Raw genomic sequence first — 21,687 nt, 5'->3', positions numbered from 1 at the left:
GCCCACGCTTGCCTCCCCGGACTCCCTACTGGAGACATCGGCGCGACCAACCCGACCGCGACAACTACCACCCGGAAGGCCGCGGGCACGGAACGTGCGCTAGGCAAACGGTGCCGGGCTCGATAGCGTGCCCCGTAATCCGCTGGTAACGAAGGTGTTCCGCGACGCGATGACCACAACGATCGAGCCCGAGTTCGTCCGCCGGGCCACCCAGGGCGACCGGGCAGCCGTCGCGACCCTGCTCAGCGACATCCGTCCGGGGCTGGTGCGATACTGCCGCGCGCGACTGGGCCGGATCGGCGGCGCGTACGTGACCGCCGACGACGTCGCCCAGGAGATCTGCCTGGCGGTGCTGCGGGCGCTGCCCCGCTACCGGGAGCAGGGCACGCCCTTCGCGGCGTTCGTCTACGCCATCGCGGGGCACAAGGTGGCCGACGCGCAGCGCGCGGCCGTACGGGCCGCCTCCGTCACCGTGGCCGACACGCCTCTCGACCGGCCGGCCACTGAGCCCGGGCCGGAGCAGCAGGCCGTCGCCACCGACCTCGCCCGCCGACTGTCGGTGCTGCTCAACCGCCTGCCCGACGTGCAGCGGGAGATCGTGGTCCTCCGGGTGGCGGTGGGTCTCTCCGCCGAGGAGGTCGGCACCGTCGTCGGCATGTCCGCCGCCGCCGTCCGGGTAACGCAGTCAAGGGCCCTTGCCCGCCTTCGTACCCTGGCAGGCGACACACTCGACGAGGTGGCGGCATGAGGGAGCAGACCCGCGACGGCGGCGAGGAGCGGGACCTGGCGACGATCGCCCGGGACGACGAGCTGCTCGACGCGCTCGGCCGCGGCGAGCCGGGGCCGGCGGGCGACGACCTCGCCGAGATGCTGGCCGCCTGGCGCGGCGACGTCGACATCGCCGATGGTGACGACCACCCCCTCAGGCCCGCCGTCGGGCCCGCGCCGACGAGGAAGGCCCGGTCGGCACTGCTCGGCCGGCGGGTGCTGCGCCTCGCCGCCGCCGTCGTCGCGCTCGCCGTCATCTCCGCCGGGCTCGGAGTGGGCAGCAGGCACGCCGGGCCGACCAGCCCTCTGTGGTCCGTGACCAGGGTGCTCTATCCGGAACAGGCGGATGTGCGGCTTGTCGAACACACCATCCAGCGCGCCCGTACCGCCGCCGCCGCAGGGCGGCTGGACGAGGCCCGGACCCTGGCCGAGGAGGCGCGGACGCAGCTCACCGCGATCGACGACCCGACGGCCGTCCGCCGCCTGGGCGCGGAACTCGACTCCCTGCAAAACGCGCTGCTGGAAACGGTGGCGACGCCCGGCGCGCCGGCCACGGGCGCCTCGCCCCCGGCGCCCTCAGGTGACGGCGGGCCGACGGCACCCGCCACGCCCGCCACGCCGCAGCCCGGGAAGCCCACACCTGACCGATCGCCCGCCCCGGGCATCGTCGTCCCCCTGCCCGGGCGTCCCGAGCAGCCCGGGCTACGCCCGGACCCGGCTTCGCCGACGCGCCTGCCACCCCTGCCCGAGACGTCCTTCCCCGCAGGCCGGCTCCTCGACTAGGCAGCGCGACCCGAGCGGCGGCCGGGCCGCCGCCACGCGCCGGCGGTCTCGGCACCGGGCACCGCCAGGGGACGACGGGCTCCGGTCAGCGCGTGCATAGCGACGGCGATCGCCCGAGTCGGCAAGGGCCGGGATGCAATTCTTCTATGTGATTCGTCACATCCGAAAAATGTTTCGAATCACGGTGCCCCGGCGATGACAACACGGGTGCGCTGCGGTTCGGTGGCGGCCCTCGACCAGTGCGCACTGCCCGAGGATGGGGTGATCCTGTTGTTGCCTGACCCGCACCCTGACTCCGCCGCCCGACTTCCCGGCCTGTTCCGAGCAGTGGTCGGCGCGATCGACGAGGCCGACTGGGACTGCACCGTGTCGTCCGAGGGGCCGTTCCTGGTGGGGGACGTGCAGCGGGAGGTAGTCCAGGTGTCGGCGTGGAACCGCACCGGGGGCCGACTGCGCGCGGTCTTCGTCGCCGACGCTCCGCCCGGCCGGCCACGTCCGCCGTTCGCGCCGCTGCACGCGCTGGTGGGGCAGGGGGTGGAGGCTGTCACCACGTCGGTGGCCGACGCGCTGGCGTTCGTACGCGGATATCGCGACTCCTGGCACCCCGCACCTGCGCCCGGTCGGCCGTGCGGGGCGCAGGCCCCCGACGGGCGGTCCTGCTCGGCGGCCGGCCGGACGCGGCGGACGCGGCGGGCCGGTCCGCGAACCGGGGGCACCACCTGCACGAGGTGATCGACGTGGGCGTCCGGCCGCCTCGGTGAGACGGGTGTGCGGGGCGCCGGACCTCCGTCCACAGCGGGCCGGGGTGGCCCCGCCGGGCAACGCACTCCCGACGCCGATCCGCTCGTCACGGCATCCTGCGGGCCTCCGGCCGCGTCACGGGACGCCGTCGGCGCGACGCCGCACAGCGACCGTTGTAACGAGAAGGACCACCGACCGCGCTCATCCATTGACGAGCTGATCAGATCATGATCGGGTCCGGTCGAGGAGGAAACGATTCGCGGCACGGAGACATCACGGACAGGCCGCACCGCCGTGCGCGGCACCGGTGGCACAGGTCAGGCGACCGGAGGGTCACATGCAAGGTGAGCTGCAGCGAATCGTCGACGCCCTCGCCGCCCACGTCGGGCGTCCGGCGTTGATCGAGGACCGGCGTCAGCGCCTGGTCGTCTACAGCGAACACACCGGGTTGATGGACGACGTCCGCAAGGCGTCGATCCTGCGCCGGCAGACCACGCCCGAGGTGATGGCCTGGTTCCGCGACGTCGGCATCCTGGAGGCCCGGGAGCCGGTGCGTACGCCGCCGTCGAAGGAACTCGACCTCCTGCCCCGGGTCTGCGTGCCCATCCGGCACCACGACCTGCTCCTGGGCTTCGTGTGGTTCATCGACCCGGACGGCACCATGACCGGCGCGGACATCGAGGCCACCGGGCTGGTGAGCGAGCTGTCGCTGGCGCTCTACCGGGAGAACCTGCTCGGGGAGCTGGCCTCCCGACGCGAGACGGAGGCGGCGCGCACGCTGCTGTCCGACAGCGAGACGACCCGTGACCGGTCGGTGCGGGCGCTGCGGGAGGCCGGGCTCATCGTCGGGGACGGGCCGGCGACCGCCCTCGTCGCGCAGCTCGTCACGCCCGGCGGCCAGGCGCCCGACGAGACGGCCCGCTTCGCGCTGGAGCAGGCGCTGGTCAGCACCCGGCGCTGGATCGGCACCCGGGAGGCGCTGCACGTGGTGCGCGACGACCACGGCGTGCTGCTGCTCTGCGGCGACCGGGGGGCCGGCCGCCCCTCCCCCGAGGTCGCCGCCAAACTCCTGGACGACAACCTCCAGCAGGCGATCCGTGGGCTCGCCTCGGTCGAGCGCACCGTCGTCGGCGTCGGGCAGGCGCGCTCGGGCCTGGCCGACGCCGTCGGGTCGTACGCGGAGGCGCTGCAGTCCGCCCGGGTGGGCGTCCGGTTGCCCGCCCTGGGCCGCGTGGTCTCCTGGTCCGGCCTGGGCATCTACCGGGTGCTGTCGCGGCTGGACGACCGGCACCTCGACATCGCCGACGTACACCCGGGGCTTGAGCGGCTGCTCCGCGAGCAGGCGAACCCTGTCCTGTTGGACACCCTGGAACGCTATCTGGACCTGGCCGGCAACGCCCACGCCACCGCCGAGCATCTGCGGCTGCACCGCACCACCCTCTACTACCGGCTGCAGCGGATCGAGGAACTCGCCGAGACCGACCTGAAGGACGGCAACGAGCGACTCTGCCTGCACCTGGCGTTGAAGCTGGGCCGGCTCACCGGCCGCTACCGGCCGGAGGGCTGAGGCCGGGCTGAGACCGGCCGAGGGCTGAGGCCGCGCCAAGGCCGGGCGGAGGGCTGAGGCCGGGTGGAGGGCTGAGGCCGAGCGGCGAGCGGCCCGTTGGGACGCGGACCGGTGGCGACGGGCGGGACGGGACGCCCGGCGCACCGCGCGTCCCGTCCCCGGGCCTCCTACAGGCCGGCCCGCACCGCCGCCGGCCGGCCGCCGACGACCGGCAACTCAATCCGGCTGCGGTCGAAGTGCACGGTGATGTCGGCCCGGTTCTGCTTCGCCCGGCTGCTGTAGCCCGAGTACGAGCCGAGCAGGACCACGCCGATCTGGTGACCGGCGTCGAAGACGTAGTCCTCGGGGAGCAGCCGCACGTCGACCGCCGTCTTGACGCCGGGCACCAGCGGTGTCGACGCGGTCAGCGAGGTCAGGTTGAGGCCGTCGAGGATGCCCTTGGTGACCAGTTCCTGCGGGTTGCTGGCCACGGTCTTCTCCGTCTGCCGGTAACAGGCCTCCTCGGCGTGCCCGCCCCAGGTGGCCTCGCCGCCCCAGCAGTCCTCCCCGGCCAGCGTACGGATGCCGTCGCCGGAGGTGCTGAACCTCGGCCGCGTCCCGTAGTCGACGAGCAGGCCGGCGAAGCTGGTGTCCGTGCCGTCGACCGACGCGTTGATCTTCACGACGGGCGAGCCGGAGACGTGCAGCGGCGCCCGCAGCGGCGCGGACAGGAACACCAGCCGGTTCTCCGTGTTCGCCAGCGGATCCGACGGGTGCCGGATGGCGTTGGTCTGGCTCATCGAGGGGGTGTCCTGGAACGTCGCCGAGGCGTTGCCGGCGTGCGGGCTCACCGACAGGTCCCCGGCCGCCCCGTCGACACCGGGCCGCAGGAACACCTGGGTCGGGTGGGCGCCCGGCAGCGGCCAGGTGCGGTGGGACTCCCAGACGTCCGGTGCGCGCTCGACGTCGACCGCGGGCTCGGCCATGATGCCGTTGTCGATGCCGTACAGCCAGTAGTCGAACCACCGGTGCAGCGTGTCCACCCACCTGGCGCGACGGAAGTCGAACGGGTCGACGTGGCCGGTGCCGGTCAGCCAGAGCTTGCGGGGGACGTCGTGCGCCGCCAGGGCGTTCCACCAGGTGCTGAAGTGGTCCGGCCGGACGTTGTTGTCGTTGAGGCCGTGCACGACGAAGACGCTGGCGCGCACCTGGCCGGCGTGCGGCACGTAGTCCCGCTCGGCCCAGAAGTCGTTGTAGTCGCCCGTGACGTCGTCGACGCCGTCGCCGAGCCGGTCCCGCACCGGCGCGCAGTGCGCCCTGCGGTCGGGGTCGGTGACGGTGTTGGCGAGGCTGCCCGAGTAGTTGTTGGCCCGGGTGACCAGGCCGTTGCTGCGCGAGTAGTCGTACCAGCTGGAGATGGCCGAGATCGGCACGATGGTGGCCAGGCCGTCCACCCCGCTGGCCGCGGCCGCGTTGGCCAGCGTGCCGTCGTACGACTTGCCGATCATGCCCGTCCGACCGTTGTGCCAGTCGGCGACGACGGCGCGGCCGGCGGCGTCCCGGCCGGGGCGACGGCCGTTGAGCCAGTCGATCGCCGTCGGCGCGCTGACGTTGTCGGCGCGGCCGCCGGTGACCGGGCAGCCGGTCGAGTTGTTGGTGCCGATCATGTCCAGCAGCACCACCGCGTACCCGCGCGGGACGAAGTAGTTGTCGTAGTACAGCGGCCAGCGGTCGTTGAGGCCGTCGCCGTCGAGGTCGGCCTTGCACTCCCCCTCGTTGCCCCGGCACACCGTCGAGTAGTAGGGGCTGGCGTCCATCACCACCGGCACGCGCAGCCCGTCGCCGGCCCGGGGCCGGATGATGTCCATCGCGACGACGTCGCGCGCGCCGTCGGCGTCGGTGTCGACGTCGGAGGTGACGAAGACCCGCTCGCGGATCGCGTCGCCGTAGCCGAACACCGGCTGGGTGACCCCGCCCTCGACGACCGGCCCGAGGCTCTCCGCGGCGGGCCGCGCCGTCGCGGTGGCCGCCGGCAGGCCGACGGCCACGGTCGCCACGACCACCACCGCCGCCCGCCACCAGGTTCTCGTGGTTCGCATCGCGCTCCTCCCGTTCCGGCACCCGCCGTCGGTCCGCCGCGCTCCGGCGGGAGGTCCAGGAGGTCGCCGGGCCGGCAGTGTGATCGAAGCGTACGAATGGGCACGCGGCCGGTCATCGGACACGTGTGGCAGGTGCGCGCCCCCGGCTCCTACGTCTGTCGCAGGCACCCCGGCCCCCGCCGCCCGCCGTCGGCGTACGACAGGCGTAGGAGGCGGCGGCACGCGATTCCAACAGGTGCCCGATGACCGGACGGCGCGCCGGCCATAGGTTCGGCGACGTGCGGTTGTCGGGTCGCGCCACGATCCCGCGGATCATCGGGCGTTTCGTGGTACCGGCCCTGTTCGCGGCGCTGTTCGCCGCCCCGCTGTGGTTCATGGTGGTCGGCTCGCTGCGCCCCGCCGGCCTGCCCCCGCCGCGTACCCTCGAACTCCTCCCGCCCGAGCCGACGGTGGCCGCCTACGCCCGGCTGCCCGAGCTGATCCCGCTGTTCCGCTACCTGGCGAACTCGGCGCTGGTCGTCGCGCTCGCCGTGCCGTTGACCGTCGCCGTGGCGTCGCTGACCGGTTTCGGGCTGCGGCTGCTCGCGCCGACGGCCCGTCGGCGGGCGGTCCTCGGCCTGCTGGCGGTGCTGCTCGTCCCGGCAACGGCCGTGTGGGCGACCCGCTTCGAGCTGTTCCGCCTGGCCGGCGTGGTCGACACGTACGTCCCGCTGCTGGCCCCGGCGGTGCTGGCCGGCAGCCCGTTCCTGGTGCTGCTCTACGCCTGGAGCTTCGGCGGGGTGCCGGAGACCCAACTCCAGGCTGCCCGCCTGGAGGGCGCCGGGTGGCTGACGGTCTGGCGCCGCGTCGCGATGCCCCAGGTACGCCCGGCGACCCTCGCGGTGGCCGTGCTGGCCTTCACGTTCCACTGGGCCAACTTCATCGACCCGCTGTTGTACCTGCACAGCGGCGACCGCTACACCTATCCGCTCGGCCTGCAGTTCCTGCGGCTGTTGAACCCCACGGACTGGCCGCTGCTGATGGCCGGCTGCGTGGTCGCGACCGTCCCGTGCGTGCTGGTGTTCCTGCTGGCCCAGCGGATCCTGCTGCACGACGACCCCCTGGCCGCACTGAGATCTGGAGGACGCCGGTGACGAACACCCGGGCACGACGGTGGATCGGCCTGGTCATGGCCGCCCTGCTGGCCGGCTACGCCGCGGGCTGCGGCGGCGGTGACCGCGCCGACGACGCGTCGGGCATCACCGTCGTGCTGTTCGGCGACGCCGAGGAGGTCGCCGGCTACCGCACGATGGTGGCCGCGTTCGAGGAGGCCCACCGCGACGTCGACGTCAACCTCTCCCCCGTCGCCAGCCAGGACGAGCTGATGGCCCGGCTGACCACCTCGTTCGCCGGGGGCAAGCCGCCGGACGTGTTCCTGCTCAACTACCGCCGCTACGGGCAGTTCGCCGCGCAGGGGGCGATCGAGCCGGCGCAGTCCTACCTGGAGCGCAGCACCGTGCTCAAGGAGAGCGACTTCAGCCCGCAGGCCCTGGACGCCTTCCGCTTCGACGGCAAGGCCCTGACCTGCCTGCCGCAGAACCTCTCCTCCCTGGTCGTCTACTACAACGCCGACCTCTTCGCCGCCGCCGGCGTGCCGCTGCCGAAGGCCGGCTGGTCCTGGGACGACTTCCTGGCCGCCGCCCGCGCGCTGACCCGCGACGGCCGCTACGGGGTGGGCGTGGAGCCGTCCGTGCCCCGGCTCGCGCCGTTCGTCTGGTCCAACCGCGGCGAGCTGGTCGACGACCCGGCCCGCCCCACCGCCCTGACCCTCACCCGGGACCCGGCCACCCGCAGGGCCGTCGACTGGTTCCTCGACCTGCAACTCAGGCACCACGTCGTGCCGCCGGACGCCGAGGAGCAGAGCGAGTCGAGCGAGGCCCGGTTCCTGCGCGGCACCCTGGGCATGTACCTCAACAGCCGGGTGGCCGTGCCCACGCTGCGCACCATCGACGGCTTCACCTGGGACGTGGCGCCGCTGCCGGTCGCGCCGGGCGGCGTACCCGCGTCGATCCTGCACAGCGACGCCTACTGCATGGGCGCCGGCCTGCCCGACCACGGCGACGCCTGGCGGTTCATCGAGTTCGCGATGGGCCCGGCCGGCCAGCGGATCCTCGCCGAGTCCGGCCGCACCGTGCCGTCCCGGCTCGACGTCGCCAACTCCCCGGCGTTCCTCGACCCGGCCGCGCCGCCGCGGTCGTCGCGGGTCTACCTCGACGCCGCGCCGCACCTGCGCACCACGCCGCGCACCGCCACCTGGTCCCGGGTGGAACGCGAGGCGGGCACGCTGCTGGCGGAGGTGTTCTACGGCCGGGTCGGGCGCGAGGAGGGGCTGCGCCGGCTGGAGGAGCAGAGCCGGCCGTTGTTCGCCCTGCCGACGGGAGCGGGCGGGTGACCGGACGCGGGGCGATCCGGCTGGAGTCGCTGACCAAGGCGTACGGGCGGACGACCGCCGTCGACGGGATCGACCTGGACGTGCGGGCCGGCGAGATGATCACCCTGGTCGGGCCGTCGGGCTCCGGGAAGTCCACCGTCCTGCGGCTGATCGCCGGACTGGACACCCCCGACCACGGCCGGGTCCTCGTGGACGGCCAGGACGTGGCCCGGGTGCCGCCGCACCGGCGGGCCGTGGCGATGGTCTTCCAGGACTACGCCCTCTACCCACACCTCACCACGCTGGGCAACCTGACGTTCGGCCTGCGGGTGCGCCGGGTCCCCCGCGCCGAGGCCGACCGGCGGGCCCACGCCGCCGCCGAGCGGCTGGGGATCGCCGACCTGCTCGACCGGCACCCCGACGAGATGTCCGGCGGGCAGCGCCAGCGCGTCGCCCTGGCCCGCGCCCTGCTGCGCGAGCCCAGCGTCTACCTGCTCGACGAGCCGCTGGCCAGCCTGGACGCGCCGTTACGCTTCGCCACCCGGGCCGACCTGCTCGCCCTGCACCGTGAACTCGGCACCACCACCGTCCACGTCACGCACGACCAGGCCGAGGCGATGACCCTCGGCGACCGGGTGGTCGTCCTCGACGGCGGCCGGATCCGGCAGGTCGGGCTGCCGCAGCAGGTCTACGACGAGCCCGCCGACACCTTCGTGGCCGGCTTCCTCGGCAGCCCGCCGATGAACCTGGTGCCCGGCGGCGGCACGCTGGGCGGCCGGCCCGACGTGACCCTCGGCGTACGGCCGGAGGACCTGGCGCTCGACGCCGAGGGCCCGGTCGAGGCGACCGTCGAGGCGGTGGAGGCGCTCGGCAGCGAGGCCGTCCTGCTGACCCGGTGCCCCGACGGCACCCGCCTCGTCGTGCGGACCGGCCCGCGGCCGGGCGTACGGCCGGGCGACCCGGTGCGGCTGCGCCCCGACCCGGAGCGTGTCCACCGCTTCGACACCGCCACCGGGCGACGCCGGTGAAGGCGATCCGGGGCGGCCGGCAGCTCACCGCCTGGGTGTTCCTCGCCCCGTACGCCGTGGCGGTCGCGCTGCTGGTCGCCCTGCCCGCGCTGCTCAACGTCGGGTACGCGTTCACCGACCACACCGGGCTGACCCGGGACCCGCAGTTCGTGGGCCTGGCCAACGTACGCCGGATGCTGGCCGACGGTTTCCTGCTCGACAGCGTGCGGGCGTCCCTGACGCACGTGGCGCTGGCCGTGCCGGTCCGGCTGCTCGCCGCGGTGGGGCTCGGGCTGCTGCTCGCCGCGCCCCGGCCGGGCGGGCGGTGGTTCCGGGTCGCGGTCTACCTGCCGACGGTCGTTCCCGACGTCGCGCTGGCCGTGCTGTTCCTGTGGGTGCTCAACCCGCTCTACGGCCCGCTCAACCAGGTGCTCGGGCTGTTCGGCCATCCCGGCTTCACCTGGCTGTCGGACCCGACCACCGCCCGCGTGGCGGTCGTGCTGATGCTGGCGTTCCCGATCGGCGAGGGCTTCGTCGTCGTCCTCGCCGCCCGCCGGATGCTCGACGGCCGGCTCTACGAGGCGGCGGCGCTGGAGGGCTGCGGCCCGTTCGGCCAGCTACGCCGGCTCACGCTGCCGCTGCTGGCTCCCGTGCTGGTGCTGCTGGCGGTCCGCGACACAATCCTCACCCTCCAGGTGAACTTCGTCCCGGCGTACGTGCTCACCGACGGCCGGCCCGCCAACGCCACGCTCTACCTGCCCGTCTACATCTTCGACCAGGCCTTCGAGTTCTCCGGCTTCGCGTACGGCGCGCTCATCTCGACGGCGCTGATGGCGCTCACGGCGGTCATCATCACCGCCCTGCTGCTGATGGTGCGCCGCTGGCGGGTGCTGCGATGAGGTGGCATCCTGCTGCGGTGAGACTCCGGGTGTTCGCGGTCGCCGCCACGATCCCGCTGCTCGTCGCCTGCGGCGGGACGGACGCCCCGCAGGCGACGGGGCGGGGCCCCGGGATGCTGGCGAACCTGCCCAGTTGCGACCGGGTGCCGTTGGACACCGAGCCGGAGGTCGACGCCCGGGTCACCGGCCTGGTACTGCCCGACGGCGCACGGGTCACCTCGGTGGTGGAGCAGGGGGCCCTGACGACGGTCGAGGCCACCGTCCGGATGACCCCGCTGGACGTACGTGCCCACTACGAGGGCCGCACCGACGTCGAGCTGCTGCGCGTCGAGGACGAGGTCTTCGAGGCCGAGGTGCTGACGCGGGCGCAGCAGCGGCGGATGTACCTGCGGGCCGGCGCGCTCTGCGCCGACGGCACCACGCTGACCGCGGTGGTGGGGCCGGACTCGGAGGACGCGGGACTGCCGGAGTTCCAGCGCGGATAGTGACGGCGCTCGACAGGTGTCCTAACCCGACGACCGGAATCCCAACAGTTGCCGGGTGACGCCGGTCACCGTGCTGTCTACCGTGCGACGCACGACCGGATCTCGGTCGCACCTGCACACGGACGGGAGATCCGCATGAGTCCCACCCTCGTCCGAGGTAGACGCGTCCTGCCGGTGGCAGCAGCCCTGGCGCTGCTGACGGCGGCCGCGTTGACGACCTCGATACCGTCGGCCCGCGGCGAGGAGTCGCTGGCCACCAGCAGCCCCACCGGGCCGATGGAGCTGCCCGCCGAGTGGATGACCGCCCAGCGGCTCAGCGACGGCAGCACAGACCTGTCCGTCGCCAAGTACGCGAAGGCCCGCGGCGAGGCGAACCAGCTCGCCGCCCGCACCCGCAGCGCCTACCGCGACCTCGCCGGGGAGCAGTGGCGCTTCTTCGGCCCGAGCAACATCGGCGGCCGGGTGGTCGACATCGCCGTCGATCCGCAGGTCGCCAACCAGATCTTCATCGCCGCCGCCTCCGGCGGCGTCTGGCGCTCCGCCGACGCGGGCGCCACCTTCGAGCCGGCCTGGCCGGACGGCGGGATGCAGAGCATGGGCGCGGTCGCGATGACCACCGACGGTGTGCTCTTCGCCGGCACGGGCGAGGCGCAGCCGGGCGGCGGCTCGATCACCTTCGGCGGCGACGGCGTCTACCGGTCGCGGGACCGGGGCCGGACGTGGCAGCGCGTCGGCCTGGAGAACAGCCACGCCATCGCCCGGTTCGCCATCGACCCGGGCAACCAGGACCGGATCTTCGCCGCGGCCGCCGGCAACCTGTTCGTGCCGGGCGGCGAGCGGGGCGTCTACCTCTCCGAGGACGGCGGCGACACCTGGCGGCAGGCCCTCGCCCCGCCGAACGCCACCACCGGCGCCACCGAGGTCGTCATCGACCCCGAGAACCCGAACCGGGTGTACGCGGCGATGTGGGACCACCTGCGCGAGCCGCACCAGCGCACCTACGGCGGGCCCGGCTCCAGCCTGTGGCGCTCCGACGACGGCGGACGGACGTGGGAGCGGATGACCACCGGGCTGCCGACCGACGCCGACCAGGGCCGCTGGGGTCTCGCCCTCGCCCCGAGCGACCCGGACCGGTTGTACGCGTACGTCGGCACCGCCCTCGGCCCGTTCCGCGCCTTCTACCGCTCCGACGACGGCGGCGACACCTGGACGCAGACCCCGGTCAACGCCAACCAGGCGTCCCAGTCCACCTTCAGCTGGTGGTTCGGCAAGCTGTTCGTCGACCCGGCCGACTCCGACCACGTGTTCCTCACCGGGGTCAACCTGCGCCGCTCCACCGACGGTGGGCAGAGCTTCGGCAACGTCGGCGGCATGCACGCCGACCAGCACGTGCTGCGCTGGGATCCCAAGGTGCCGGGCCGGGCCTACCTCGGCAACGACGGCGGCTTCTACCGCTCCGACAACAACGGGGTGAGCGGCTGGGTCAAGTCCACGTACGAACCGTACACCCAGTTCTACACCGTGGACGTCGCGCAGACCGACCCGGCGCTGAAGGTCGGCGGCGCCCAGGACAACGGCTGCAACCGTGGCTACAACGGCGTGGGCGGCCCGTGGAACGCCATCGGCTGCGGCGACGGTCTCCAGGTGATCATCCACCCGGAGAACCCGAACATCGTCTTCGGCTGCAGCCAGTACGGCTCCTGCTACCGCTCGGAGAACGCCGGCGCCGCGCCGCGCCAGTCCATCGGCCCCGGCCAGACGACCTCGGACCGCCGCAACTGGCTCACCCCGCTGCAGTTCGACCCGAGCGACCCGGACGTCATGTACTACGCGGGCAACGTCGTCAACCGGTCGACGGACAACGGCCGCACCTGGACGGCGATCAGCCCGGACCTCACCGGCGGCGGGCCGAACGACCCGTCGGGCTACCCGTGGGGCACGATCACCACGATCGCGGCGGCTCCCACCGACGGCGACAAGCTCTACGTCGGCACGGACGACGGCAGGCTGTGGTGGACCGACGACCTCGGGGGCACCTGGACCCAGGTCGACCCCGCGCAACTGCCCGGCACGTGGGTGACCCGGGTGGCGGCGCACCCCACGGACGCGAACATCGCCTACGCCACGTTCTCCGCGTTCCGCTCCGGCAGCGACCGCGCGCACGTCATGATGACGCGCGACGGCGGCCGCACCTGGACGGACATCGGCGGGGGGCTGCCCGACGCGCCGGTCAACTCCGTGGTGCCGACCGCCGACGGCCTGTTGCTGGTCGGCACCGACGTCGGGGTGTTCGTGTCGGCGTGGAACGGCGGCGAGTGGGCCTCCCTCGGCGGGGAACTGCCGGCGGCGGCCGTGATGTACCTGCGCTACCACGAGCCGACCCGGCAGCTCACCGCGGCGACGTTCGGGCGGGGCGTCTACGACCTCACCGTGCCGCGGTGCCCGGCGGCGTCGACCCGGCTGCCGCTGCGCGACCCGGGCGTCGGCGTGGTCGGCGTGCTCGCCTCGTGCCGCGCGGCGTGACCCGCTGAACAGGGGCGGGGGTGACGGGCGGCAGCCCGTCCACCCCCGCCCCTGCCCGTCACGGGGCCGGGTGGCGCGGACCGGGCGACCGAGGTCGTGGCGCTGCCGACCGCCGCTACCGGGCCTGGTCCGCCGCGGGCACGGCCAGGTGCAGCAGAGCCGGCGACCGGCCGGTCGACAGGTAGCCCCGCCCGGGTGGATCGGTGAAGTACTGGTCCGGTTCGAGAGCCACGTTGTGCGCGAGCGCCGTCGCGCGGTTCTCGGGGGTGAGCAGCAGGCGGGTGCCCGTGTTCATGACCGTGTTGATCAGCCGGGCGAGCGGGCTGGGAAAGCCGGTGAGCACGGGTGCGGCGTCTCCGGTCAGGACGAGGGCGCGACCACCGCGGGCAGCCGGCTGGGCGATCTCCTCCAGCAGGGTGGGCGCGCTGGCGAACCCCTGCTCGGTCGGGAGCACCGAGACCTGGTCGGCGTCGTCGACGATCACGGCGAAGGGGGTGTCGGCGAAGGCCGCGGCGGCGGCCCGCAGGTCGGTGTCCGCGATGGCCGTTCCGGTGAGCACCCGTACCCGCGGATCGTCCGGAACCAGTCGCGGTAGCGGCGACCGGGACGACGCGACCGCGAGCACGCCGACACCCCGTCGGCGGAGGCCGTGGGCAACGGTGGCGGCGGCGGTGGTGCGACCGGCCCCCGGCGGCCCCGAGACCATGAGCAGGTGGGGCCCGGCCTCGAAGAGGTCGACGCCGACGGTGGTGTTGTCGGCCCCGCCGACACCGAGGGGAATCCAGGTGGCGCTCGGGGATGCGTCGGGCGGGGCCAACTCGTCGAGGGTGATCCGGGTGGGCAGCGCGGGGAACCGTCGGGGCAGCCGGGCGGGGTCGACGTCCCGGGCGACAGCACCGGCTTCGGCCACGAGACGCGCGGCGGACGGCGTGGGCTGACAGACCTGGACGTGACGGCCGCTGCCGGCGTCGACGGCGCGGCCGGGCAGCGGGGGTGGACTGGCCATCGCGGAGCTCAGCTGCGCGCGCCGGGTGTCCTCCTTCGGGAACGGCAGGAGCAGCCGCCGGTTGTACAGGCTCGGCAGCTTGTGGTTGAGCATGTCCTGGCCGCCGAGGGGGATGACGTGCACACCGAGGGGGGCTCCCGCGGTGACGACGCCGCGGAGCGTGGCGAGCAGCGGGGTCTCCACGAAGTCGGGGTCGCCGTGGTCCTCGAAGTGCTCCCAGCCGTCGACGACGACCACGACGTGGGGACGTGGACTGTCGTCCGGGCCGGGCCCGTGGGCCGCGCGCCGCCTGGTCTCCTGGTCGAGCCAGATGATCAGGCGGCGGATCCGGTCGGCATCCGCCGGGGTGAACACTCCGCCGCAGTGCGGCAGGTCGGCGAAGTCGGCGAGCCCGCCAGGTCGGCGCTCGATGAGGTAGAGGTGCGCCCGGTCGGGTGCGAATCGGGTGACGAGGCTCGTCACCAGGGTCCGGGCGAACGTCGTACGGCCCGACTGGGGACCACCGGCGACCATCAGCCGGTCGGCGGCGGCGAGGTCGAGGAACTCCGCCGGCTGCGCCTGCAGCCCGGGTTCGTCCGCCAGGCCGAGCGGTACGGCGGTGGCCGGCGGGGCGGCGGTCTGCCGGCGGGGCAGGTCGTCGAGGGTCAGGGTCGCGGGCAGCGGGGGCAGCAGCGGCCGGAACGGAGCGGACAGCCCGGCTGTGCGGGCGGCCTCCTCGACGGCGGCGATCGCCAGGTCCTGGTCGGTCGCGGCGTCCCCGGGGCGGGTGCTCTCGACGGCGCGCGGCACGCCCAGGTCGCCCCGTTCGAGGGCACGGACGGAGGCCACGACGACGCCGGAGCGCGGTGGGTCGCCGAGGTAGCCGGACTGGAACTCCTGCGGCACCCGGGTCTCGGCCGTGGTGCAGAAGATCATCGCGCGTCCACGGAGTGCACCGGGGATCGCGGCGGCGTCCGGCACGCCGAGCACCTCCGTGCTGTCGGCGGCCTCGTTCTGGCGCAGGCTGATCCGCAGCGAGACGTTGTTCTTCAGTTCCGGCGAGAGCTTGCCCTGCAACGACTGGGTGGCCAGCACGAGGTGCATGCCCAGGGACCGTCCCTTGGCGGCGACGTTCACCAGTTCCCGGACGAAGTCCGGAGCGGCGTCGAGCACCCGCGCGAACTCGTCGAAGATCATGACGAGTCTGGGCAACGGCGGCAGTTGCGCCTGTGCGTGACGTTTCTCCCAGTAGCGGTCGATCTCCCCCTCGTAGCGGGCCAGCAGGGACTCGCGCCGGCTCACCTCCGCGCGTATCGACGCCAGCACCCGCGCCGCGGCCGCGTCGTCGAAGACGTCGGCGACGGTCTCCCCGGTGGAACGGATGAGCGCGACCACGTGGGGACAGCGCTCGAAGGGCAGGAAGGCGCTGCCGCCCTTGAAGTCCACCAGCACCATGTTGAGCTCGTCCGGCCGGTTGGTCAGCAGCAGGGCCGTGACCAGGGTCTGCAGCAGGACGCTCTTGCCGGCGCCGGTGGCGCCACCGAGGATCGTGTGCGGGCCCTGCTCAGCCAGGTCGACGTGCACCGGCCCGCCGGCGTCCGCGCCGAGCACCACCCGGGTGCGTGGCCCTCGACCGTCGCCCCAGAGCGCGAGCACGTCGTCGCCCGTCGGCACGTCCAGGCCCAGCAGGTCGAGCAGGCGGACCCGGCCCGGGACGGCGTGCTGCGCGGCGGCGAGGGTGGCCCGGTCACGCATCGGCGCCAACGAGCGGGCCAGCCGGTCGGCTGTCGCGTCGTCGAGGGCGTCCGGCCGGCCGGTGACGGGCGGGTCGTCCGGACTGCGGGTGACTTTCACCGAGCGCTCGCCCACCTCGCACAGGCCCCGGCACTCGTTCATGCTGTGCCGGTCGGCGCAGATCACGTACACGCCGACCGCCGGACCGTCGCGCAGGACCACGTCCATGCCGGGCAGCTCCCGCAGGGCGAGAGCGCCGTCCAGGACGACGACGACCTCCGTGCCGACCTGACCGCCGGGCGCGGCGACCCGGTCGGCGCGTCGGGCGGCGACGAGACGGCGCAGCTCCCCCACCCGGGCGGCACGCGTCTGCGCGGTGTTGCCGATCCAGCACGGCACGGCCTCCCCCGCCCCGGCGTCGACGTGCGGCAACCATCGCGTCCAGCCCAGCCCGTCGGAGTCCCGTGCGGTGATCACGACCAGGCGCAGGTCGTCGGGACCGCGCAGGGTGGCCAGTTGGATCAGCAGCCACCGCAGCATGTCGGCCACGGGCTGGTCGGCCCCGACGACGCCGAGCACACCGGTGACCCGCAGGTCGACGGTCACCGGCACGGCCCGCACCGTCGGGGGCTCGAAGCCGGGCCAGGGCTCCCCGCGTACCGTCACGGAGGCCGGCTGGTCGGCGGTGCCGACGCGCAGGGTCAGGCCGTGCGGCGAATCCGATCGCCGCGTCCACAGGTCGGCACGCTCCCCCGTAGCCGTCTCGGCGATCCGGCTCGGCCCGGGGGCGAGCAGGTGACGGATCCTCTGTTCCTCCCGCACCTGGAACGTGATCTTGTCCTGGACGGCCTGCTTCGCGTCGGTGAAGGCCTTCTCCCGCTCCTGGCCCTGCTTCTCCTCCTGCGAGCTCATCACCAGGTACCCGATGACGGCCGCGGCCGCGCCCAGCCACAGCATCGGTTGCTGCGTGACGAGCGCCGCCACCACGGCCACCCCCGCGCCGAGCAGGGCCATCGTGGCGGTACCCCGCATCGCGGGCTGGTGGACCGGCAGGGTCACCTCGACACTCGGCACGACCGGGGCCGGGTCGAAGGCCCGGTCGAAGTCGAGTCGCCCGTCCGGGGCGCGCACCACCCGCAGGGCACCGGCCCTGGCGGGGCTCCACCGCAGCTCGTCGGCTCCGACCCGCAGCACGGCGCGCGGGGTCAGCCTCGTCCGCCCGGCGATCCGCGCCCCGTCGACGAAGGTGCCGTTGCTGGAACCGCTGTCGACGACCTCGGCGGTGCCGTCGGCGTGGACGACCACCTCGGCGTGGCCGCGCCGGGACACGTCGGAATCGCGCAGCGGCACCGAAGCCCGGGAGCTCCGGGCGAGCGAGTGCCGGCCCGGGGGCAGCGCCACGGCGAGGCCGGCGTCCGGGCCGCCCACCACCTCCAGCACGCCGCCGGCGCCGGAGCCGACCGGGCGACCGGCGGGACCGGGCCCGCCCACGCTGATGACCGCACCCGGCACCAGCGGACTGTCGGCCACCGTCGAGCGGCCGTCCAGTCGGACGGCGCCGACGAAGCACGGTCGGCCGTCGACAGGCACCGGCAGTGCCGAGAGCAGGGCACCCACGTTCGTGTCCGGCTCCGCGATCACCTCGGCGTCCGTGCAGAGCCCCGTCCCGGCGTCCCGAACCGTCACCCGGAGGATCATCGTCACCGCTCTGCCCCGAACGCCCACAGCCGGAGCCCGTCGTCGCCCCCGCACGCGAGGGTCTCGCCGTCGGGGCTCAGCGCCAGCGAATCGCAGTCGGGACCGCTGAGCCGGAAGAGGTTGGTTCCCAGGACCCGCACCGTGCGCCCGGTCGTCGTCCGCCACACCCGGATGTCGTCCCAGCTGCGCGTGGCGAACAGGTCCCCGGGGCCGAAGGCGGTGGCGGTGACGCTGTTGGTGTTGCCGCGCAGGGTGGTCAGGATCCGGTCGGAGCCCGCATCCCGGATGAGAACGGAGTTGTCGGGCCGCACGGTCGCCATGGGACCGAAGGTGCCGGAAGGGCGGACGCTGGCGCCGCTGGTCGTCTGCCAGAAACGCCGGACGCCTTTCTCCTCGTCGACGCCGAGCAGGATCCGGCTGTCCGCGCTGAACCGGATGACGCCGACGTCGATGCCCTCGGCATCGACCGGAACTGGCCTGCCCAGGTTGGCCAGCCGCCACAGCGCGACGTTCCCGGCATAGTCGGCGACGGCGAACGCGGTGCCGTCGGGACTGAAACGCGCCGAGACGATCCGAAATTCGCTGTCGTCGACGGCGAGGGTGGCCGTGTTGCGCTGGGTGCTGACGTCCCACAGCTTGACGGCCCCACCGTCGTCGCCGCTGAGCAGCAACTTCCCGTCCGGGCTGAAGGTCAACGAGGTGACCTCGTCGCCGTGGCCGGACAGGATGGCGACGGCATGCCCGGTGGCCACGTTCCACACGGTGATCGTGTCCTCGGCGGCGCTGCCGAGCAGAGTGCCGTCCGGCCCGTACGCCACCACCGACGTCGCGTCCTCGGTGAGGGTGACCAGGTCCCGGGCCTGGTCACGGTAGTAGTAGGTTCCCCCGATCAGGCCCAGGACGAGCAGGATCCACAGGACCAGGCCACCCCGGCGCGGGTTGACGTGACGGTTGGCCGCCGGGGGCCGGCCGGCGGCGCTGCCCGTCTCGTCCGCGACGGTGACGTGGTCCGGGACGGCGGCCTCGACCGTCTCCGCCATCTCCTCGGGGTCGGCGACGACGTCCCCCACGACCCAGATCGGACCGTCGTTGACCCGCTGCCGCAGGTAGCCCTTGAACGGCGGCACGGAGAGCGGGGCGGCCGCGGCCTTGGTGGCGAAGCCGACGGTGATCCTCGTTCGATCCACGGACCCTGCCGTGGCGGGGGCCACGATCAGCTCGCTCACGTCGCCCCAGCGCAGGACGACATCGGACCGCCCCTGCGCCGTCAGGGCCGCTGTGCCCTGGAGTACCAGCGCCTCCTCGGTGATCTTCAGCCGGCCCTGCCACGGGAAGTGCACACTGCTCGCTCCGACGGCCCACGCGGCCGCCACCGCCACGATGACGGTGATCAGCGGCATGCTCAGCGTTTCGTGCAGCAGGATCCAGCCTGCCCATCCGGACAGTGCCAGCAGGACCACGAGAGCCAGCAGGTTGGCGCGGCGGATCGACTGCGGCGGCGACACCTGGAAGGCGGCGTCCGGGTCGGGCGGCGCGAGCCGGACCGGCCCGCGTGGCTCTGCCCCGGGGGCGGTCCTCCCGTGCAGGGTGGTGGGCTGCTGCTCCCAGTCGGCGGCCCCGGCCATGGGCCCGCCGGTTCCGCTGCCGGCCGGCCGGACGGACGCGGCGTCAGCGCCGGCATCGGCGCCGGCGAGCAGCGTGCGGGCCTGCTCCAGCGTCATCCGTCGGTCCGGGTCCCGGGCGAGCAGTCCGGCGATCACGGTGGCCAGCGGCGGATCACAACGTACGGCCGGCAGGTCGTCGTGGAGGACCGCGCGGATCGTCGCCGCGGTGGAGGCGCGGTCGAACGGAGCCTCGCCGTTGACCGCCTGCACCAGAGTCACGCCGACCGACCACAGATCCGTCGCCGGGGTCGGCTCGGCACTGTGGAACAGCTCCGGCGCGAGATAGCCGGTGGAGCCCATCACGCCGTTGCGGGTCAGCCGACTGTCCTCGTCGGCCTGGGCGATGCCGAAGTCGACGAGCTTCACGTAGTCGCCGTCCAGCACCATGATGTTGCCGGGCTTGATGTCCCGGTGGACGACACCGGACGAGTGCGCCGCCGCCAGCGCGTCGAGGATCCGCACGGCCATCGTGGTCACCCGGGCCGGCGGCAGCGCCCCGGCATGCTCCAGGACGTCGGCGAGACTCGGCGCCTCCACCAGCTCCGACACGATGTAGACCGCCTCGTCGTCGGCGTTGGCGGGCACCACGTCGTGGACGGCGGCCACGGCCGGGTGACTGATCCGCCCCGCCGTCCGCGCCTCGCGCAGTGCCCGCTGCCCGAACAGCGCGCGCTCCTCGGCCGGCAGGGCCGGGTCGGCACGTATCTCCTTCACCGCGACCGCCCGGCCGATCAGCTCGTCGGTCGCGCGCCAGACCACTCCCATCCCCCCGCGGCCGAGCACCTCGGCGAGCCGGTACCGCCCCGCCACCAGCCGCTGAGACGACCGGGAATCCTGCACGCCCACTCCTTGCCGACAGCCCGTAGAGTCACTGTGGACAGTACCGGGACGGCCCTGGCGGCAACGCCCCCAGCACGGCCGGGGCACCGGCGTCACCAGCCGATCCGGCACCATCGGGCGGTGCCGGGTGACAGCCGGTCGGCGACGGATGTCAGGAGGCGGCAGGACCGATGGCGGAACGCTTCAGCCTGGATCCGGAGGGGATGCGTCAGCTGTCCAGGGGCCTGGACGCCGTCCGGTCCGAGGCGGCGGCCACCTGGCAACGACCCGACGCCCCGGGGTTCGCCGGATCCGACGCGGTGGCGGAGTCGTTGCAGCGCTTCGCCGATGCCGCGGCACGGTCCCACCACGACCTGGACGAGTCGCTGCGACGCCTGGCGCGGTGGCTCGACCGGGCCGCCGACGGGCAGGTCTCGCTCGACGAGATGCTGAACCGCCAGGCGATTCCCGACCACACCAGCAGAAGGAGCGACACATGACGGATGTGAATGTCGGCTACGACGGGCTGCAGCGGGCGGCGTCGCAGCTGAGGTCCGGGCAGGTGGAGATGACCCAGCGACTCCAGGCGCTCAAGTCCATGATCGACCAACTCGTGGGCAGCGAGTTCCGGACGCAGCTCGCCTCCGGGCGGTTCCAGGACTCGTACCAGCAGTGGTCCACCGGCGCGCAGAACATGATCGACGGCCTGGAGGGCATGTCGACGTTCCTCAACGAGGTTGTCCGGGAATACCAGGACCTGGACAACCGCCTCGCCGGCGGGCTCGGCTGACCGCCGCAGATGGAGAACTGGCTGGTCGTCGACCAACGGACCGATCCGACGCCCGGGTCACCGGAACAGGTTCGTGCGCTGGCCGATCGACTGCGGCAGCAGGCCGACCAGTCCCGCAAGGCCGGCCAGCGGCTCCGTGGGGTGGCCGTCGACCGGGCCCGCCTCCGTCTGTGGGGTGACTACGCCGACGTCCTCGACGTCATGCTCGCCGAACTTCCCGACGACGCCGCCACGCTGACCACGGCATACGACGCCTGCGCGGCCGCCCTGTCCGGCTACGCCCAGGAGTTGGATCAGGTCCGGACGGCGTCCCGGCTCGCCCTGCGGCAGGGCACCCAGGCGCACGAGCGCTACCAAGCGCTGTTGCAGCGGTTCTGTCAGGTGGTGCCCGTGTCCTTCCAGGGTGGCGGCATCTGGCGCGGGCTCGACGCGGCGTCGGCGGCGCACCTGAGCCAGGGCCTCCGGGAGCCCGAACGGCAGTGGGCCGTGGCGCTCGGCCGCGAAGCGGGCATGTGTGAGTTCGAACGGCAGACCGCCTGCCGGGCGGTGGCGGAGGCCGCCCACCGCCACCGGGACGCCGCGAACCGCTGCGCCCAGGCCGTCCTCGCCGCCGCGCCCCGCCTTCCCGCCCACCGGTCGCGGCGGACCACGCCGACCCGGCAGACGCAGCCGAAGGGCGCCAAGATCGTCTCGGCGTACCTGGAGAACGCCGACGTGTTCCGCACCGCCAAGGCGG

General features: G+C 73.8%; 16 protein-coding genes. 13 read left to right on the top strand and 3 right to left on the bottom strand.

Annotation, left to right across the window (positions count from 1 at the left end; translation table 11 throughout):
• Positions 1-169: 169 nt before the first annotated feature.
• The 4 genes from shbA (at position 170) to ABT006_RS29745 (ending at position 3,859) form a co-directional block, all read left to right on the top strand.
• The gene (gene shbA / locus ABT006_RS29760) at positions 170-748 is read left to right on the top strand and encodes an RNA polymerase sigma factor ShbA (RefSeq protein WP_350711747.1); all 579 of its coding nucleotides are present in this window, start codon (positions 170-172) and stop codon (positions 746-748) included.
• Positions 745-1,551 (top strand): anti-sigma-D factor RsdA, encoded by an 807-nt coding sequence (locus ABT006_RS29755; RefSeq protein ID WP_350711745.1) that lies wholly within the window; start codon positions 745-747, stop codon positions 1,549-1,551. Before shbA ends, ABT006_RS29755 begins: the two co-directional genes overlap by 4 nt.
• A 195-nt stretch (positions 1,552-1,746) precedes the next feature.
• Positions 1,747-2,283: a hypothetical protein gene (locus ABT006_RS29750; RefSeq protein ID WP_350711743.1), complete on the top strand. Its 537-nt coding sequence runs from the start codon at positions 1,747-1,749 to the stop codon at positions 2,281-2,283.
• 346 nt (positions 2,284-2,629) lie between these two features.
• Entirely contained in the window at positions 2,630-3,859 is a 1,230-nt protein-coding gene (locus ABT006_RS29745) for a PucR family transcriptional regulator (RefSeq protein WP_350711742.1), read from the top strand.
• 167 nt (positions 3,860-4,026) lie between these two features.
• Here ABT006_RS29745 and ABT006_RS29740 read toward each other — a convergent pair whose 3' ends face one another.
• Positions 4,027-5,937, bottom strand: coding sequence for a Xaa-Pro dipeptidyl-peptidase (locus ABT006_RS29740; protein ID WP_350711740.1), 1,911 nt, complete (start codon positions 5,935-5,937; stop codon positions 4,027-4,029).
• A gap of 278 nt (positions 5,938-6,215) precedes the next feature.
• Between ABT006_RS29740 and ABT006_RS29735 the strand changes: the two genes are divergently transcribed.
• The 6 genes from ABT006_RS29735 to ABT006_RS29710 all read left to right on the top strand — a co-directional run bounded on the left by ABT006_RS29735 (position 6,216) and on the right by ABT006_RS29710 (position 13,261).
• Entirely contained in the window at positions 6,216-7,070 is an 855-nt protein-coding gene (locus tag ABT006_RS29735) for a carbohydrate ABC transporter permease (RefSeq protein WP_350711738.1), read from the top strand.
• Positions 7,067-8,368: an ABC transporter substrate-binding protein gene (locus ABT006_RS29730; protein WP_350711736.1), complete on the top strand. Its 1,302-nt coding sequence runs from the start codon at positions 7,067-7,069 to the stop codon at positions 8,366-8,368. Before ABT006_RS29735 ends, ABT006_RS29730 begins: the two co-directional genes overlap by 4 nt.
• Complete coding sequence (locus tag ABT006_RS29725) at positions 8,365-9,375, top strand: ABC transporter ATP-binding protein (RefSeq protein WP_350711734.1); 1,011 nt, start codon at positions 8,365-8,367, stop codon at positions 9,373-9,375. Before ABT006_RS29730 ends, ABT006_RS29725 begins: the two co-directional genes overlap by 4 nt.
• A complete protein-coding gene (locus ABT006_RS29720; protein ID WP_350711733.1) occupies positions 9,372-10,253 on the top strand; it encodes a carbohydrate ABC transporter permease in 882 nt (293 codons plus the stop codon). Before ABT006_RS29725 ends, ABT006_RS29720 begins: the two co-directional genes overlap by 4 nt.
• 17 nt (positions 10,254-10,270) lie before the next feature.
• Complete coding sequence (locus ABT006_RS29715) at positions 10,271-10,738, top strand: hypothetical protein (RefSeq protein ID WP_350711731.1); 468 nt, start codon at positions 10,271-10,273, stop codon at positions 10,736-10,738.
• A gap of 135 nt (positions 10,739-10,873) precedes the next feature.
• Positions 10,874-13,261 carry a WD40/YVTN/BNR-like repeat-containing protein gene (locus ABT006_RS29710; RefSeq protein ID WP_350711729.1) on the top strand — a complete coding sequence of 796 codons (2,388 nt, stop codon included), beginning with the start codon at positions 10,874-10,876 and terminating at the stop codon, positions 13,259-13,261.
• A 115-nt stretch (positions 13,262-13,376) separates the two neighbouring features.
• On the opposite strand, the gene ABT006_RS29705 is transcribed toward ABT006_RS29710, so the two are convergent.
• Positions 13,377-17,666: an FtsK/SpoIIIE domain-containing protein gene (locus ABT006_RS29705; protein WP_350711727.1), complete on the bottom strand. Its 4,290-nt coding sequence runs from the start codon at positions 17,664-17,666 to the stop codon at positions 13,377-13,379.
• Positions 17,667-17,680: 14 nt separating this feature from the next.
• On the bottom strand, positions 17,681-20,182 hold the full coding sequence (locus ABT006_RS29700) for a WD40 repeat domain-containing serine/threonine protein kinase (protein ID WP_350711726.1): 2,502 nt from the start codon (positions 20,180-20,182) through the stop codon (positions 17,681-17,683).
• Positions 20,183-20,352: 170 nt separating this feature from the next.
• Here ABT006_RS29700 and ABT006_RS29695 point away from each other — a divergent pair, with 170 nt between their 5' ends.
• The 3 genes from ABT006_RS29695 to ABT006_RS29685 form a co-directional block, all read left to right on the top strand.
• Positions 20,353-20,661: a hypothetical protein gene (locus ABT006_RS29695; protein WP_350711724.1), complete on the top strand. Its 309-nt coding sequence runs from the start codon at positions 20,353-20,355 to the stop codon at positions 20,659-20,661.
• Positions 20,658-20,951, top strand: a complete 294-nt coding sequence (locus ABT006_RS29690; protein WP_350711723.1) for a WXG100 family type VII secretion target — start codon at positions 20,658-20,660, stop codon at positions 20,949-20,951. Before ABT006_RS29695 ends, ABT006_RS29690 begins: the two co-directional genes overlap by 4 nt.
• A gap of 9 nt (positions 20,952-20,960) precedes the next feature.
• Positions 20,961-21,687: hypothetical protein (locus ABT006_RS29685; protein WP_350711721.1), on the top strand; the 727-nt coding region annotated here is incomplete at its 3' end.

The organism is Micromonospora sp. NPDC002717 (assembly GCF_040295705.1).
Taxonomy (GTDB): domain Bacteria; phylum Actinomycetota; class Actinomycetes; order Mycobacteriales; family Micromonosporaceae; genus Micromonospora.
The sequence above is the reverse complement of the archived record's forward strand: the minus strand, read 5'-3'. Positions and strand labels throughout refer to the sequence as shown.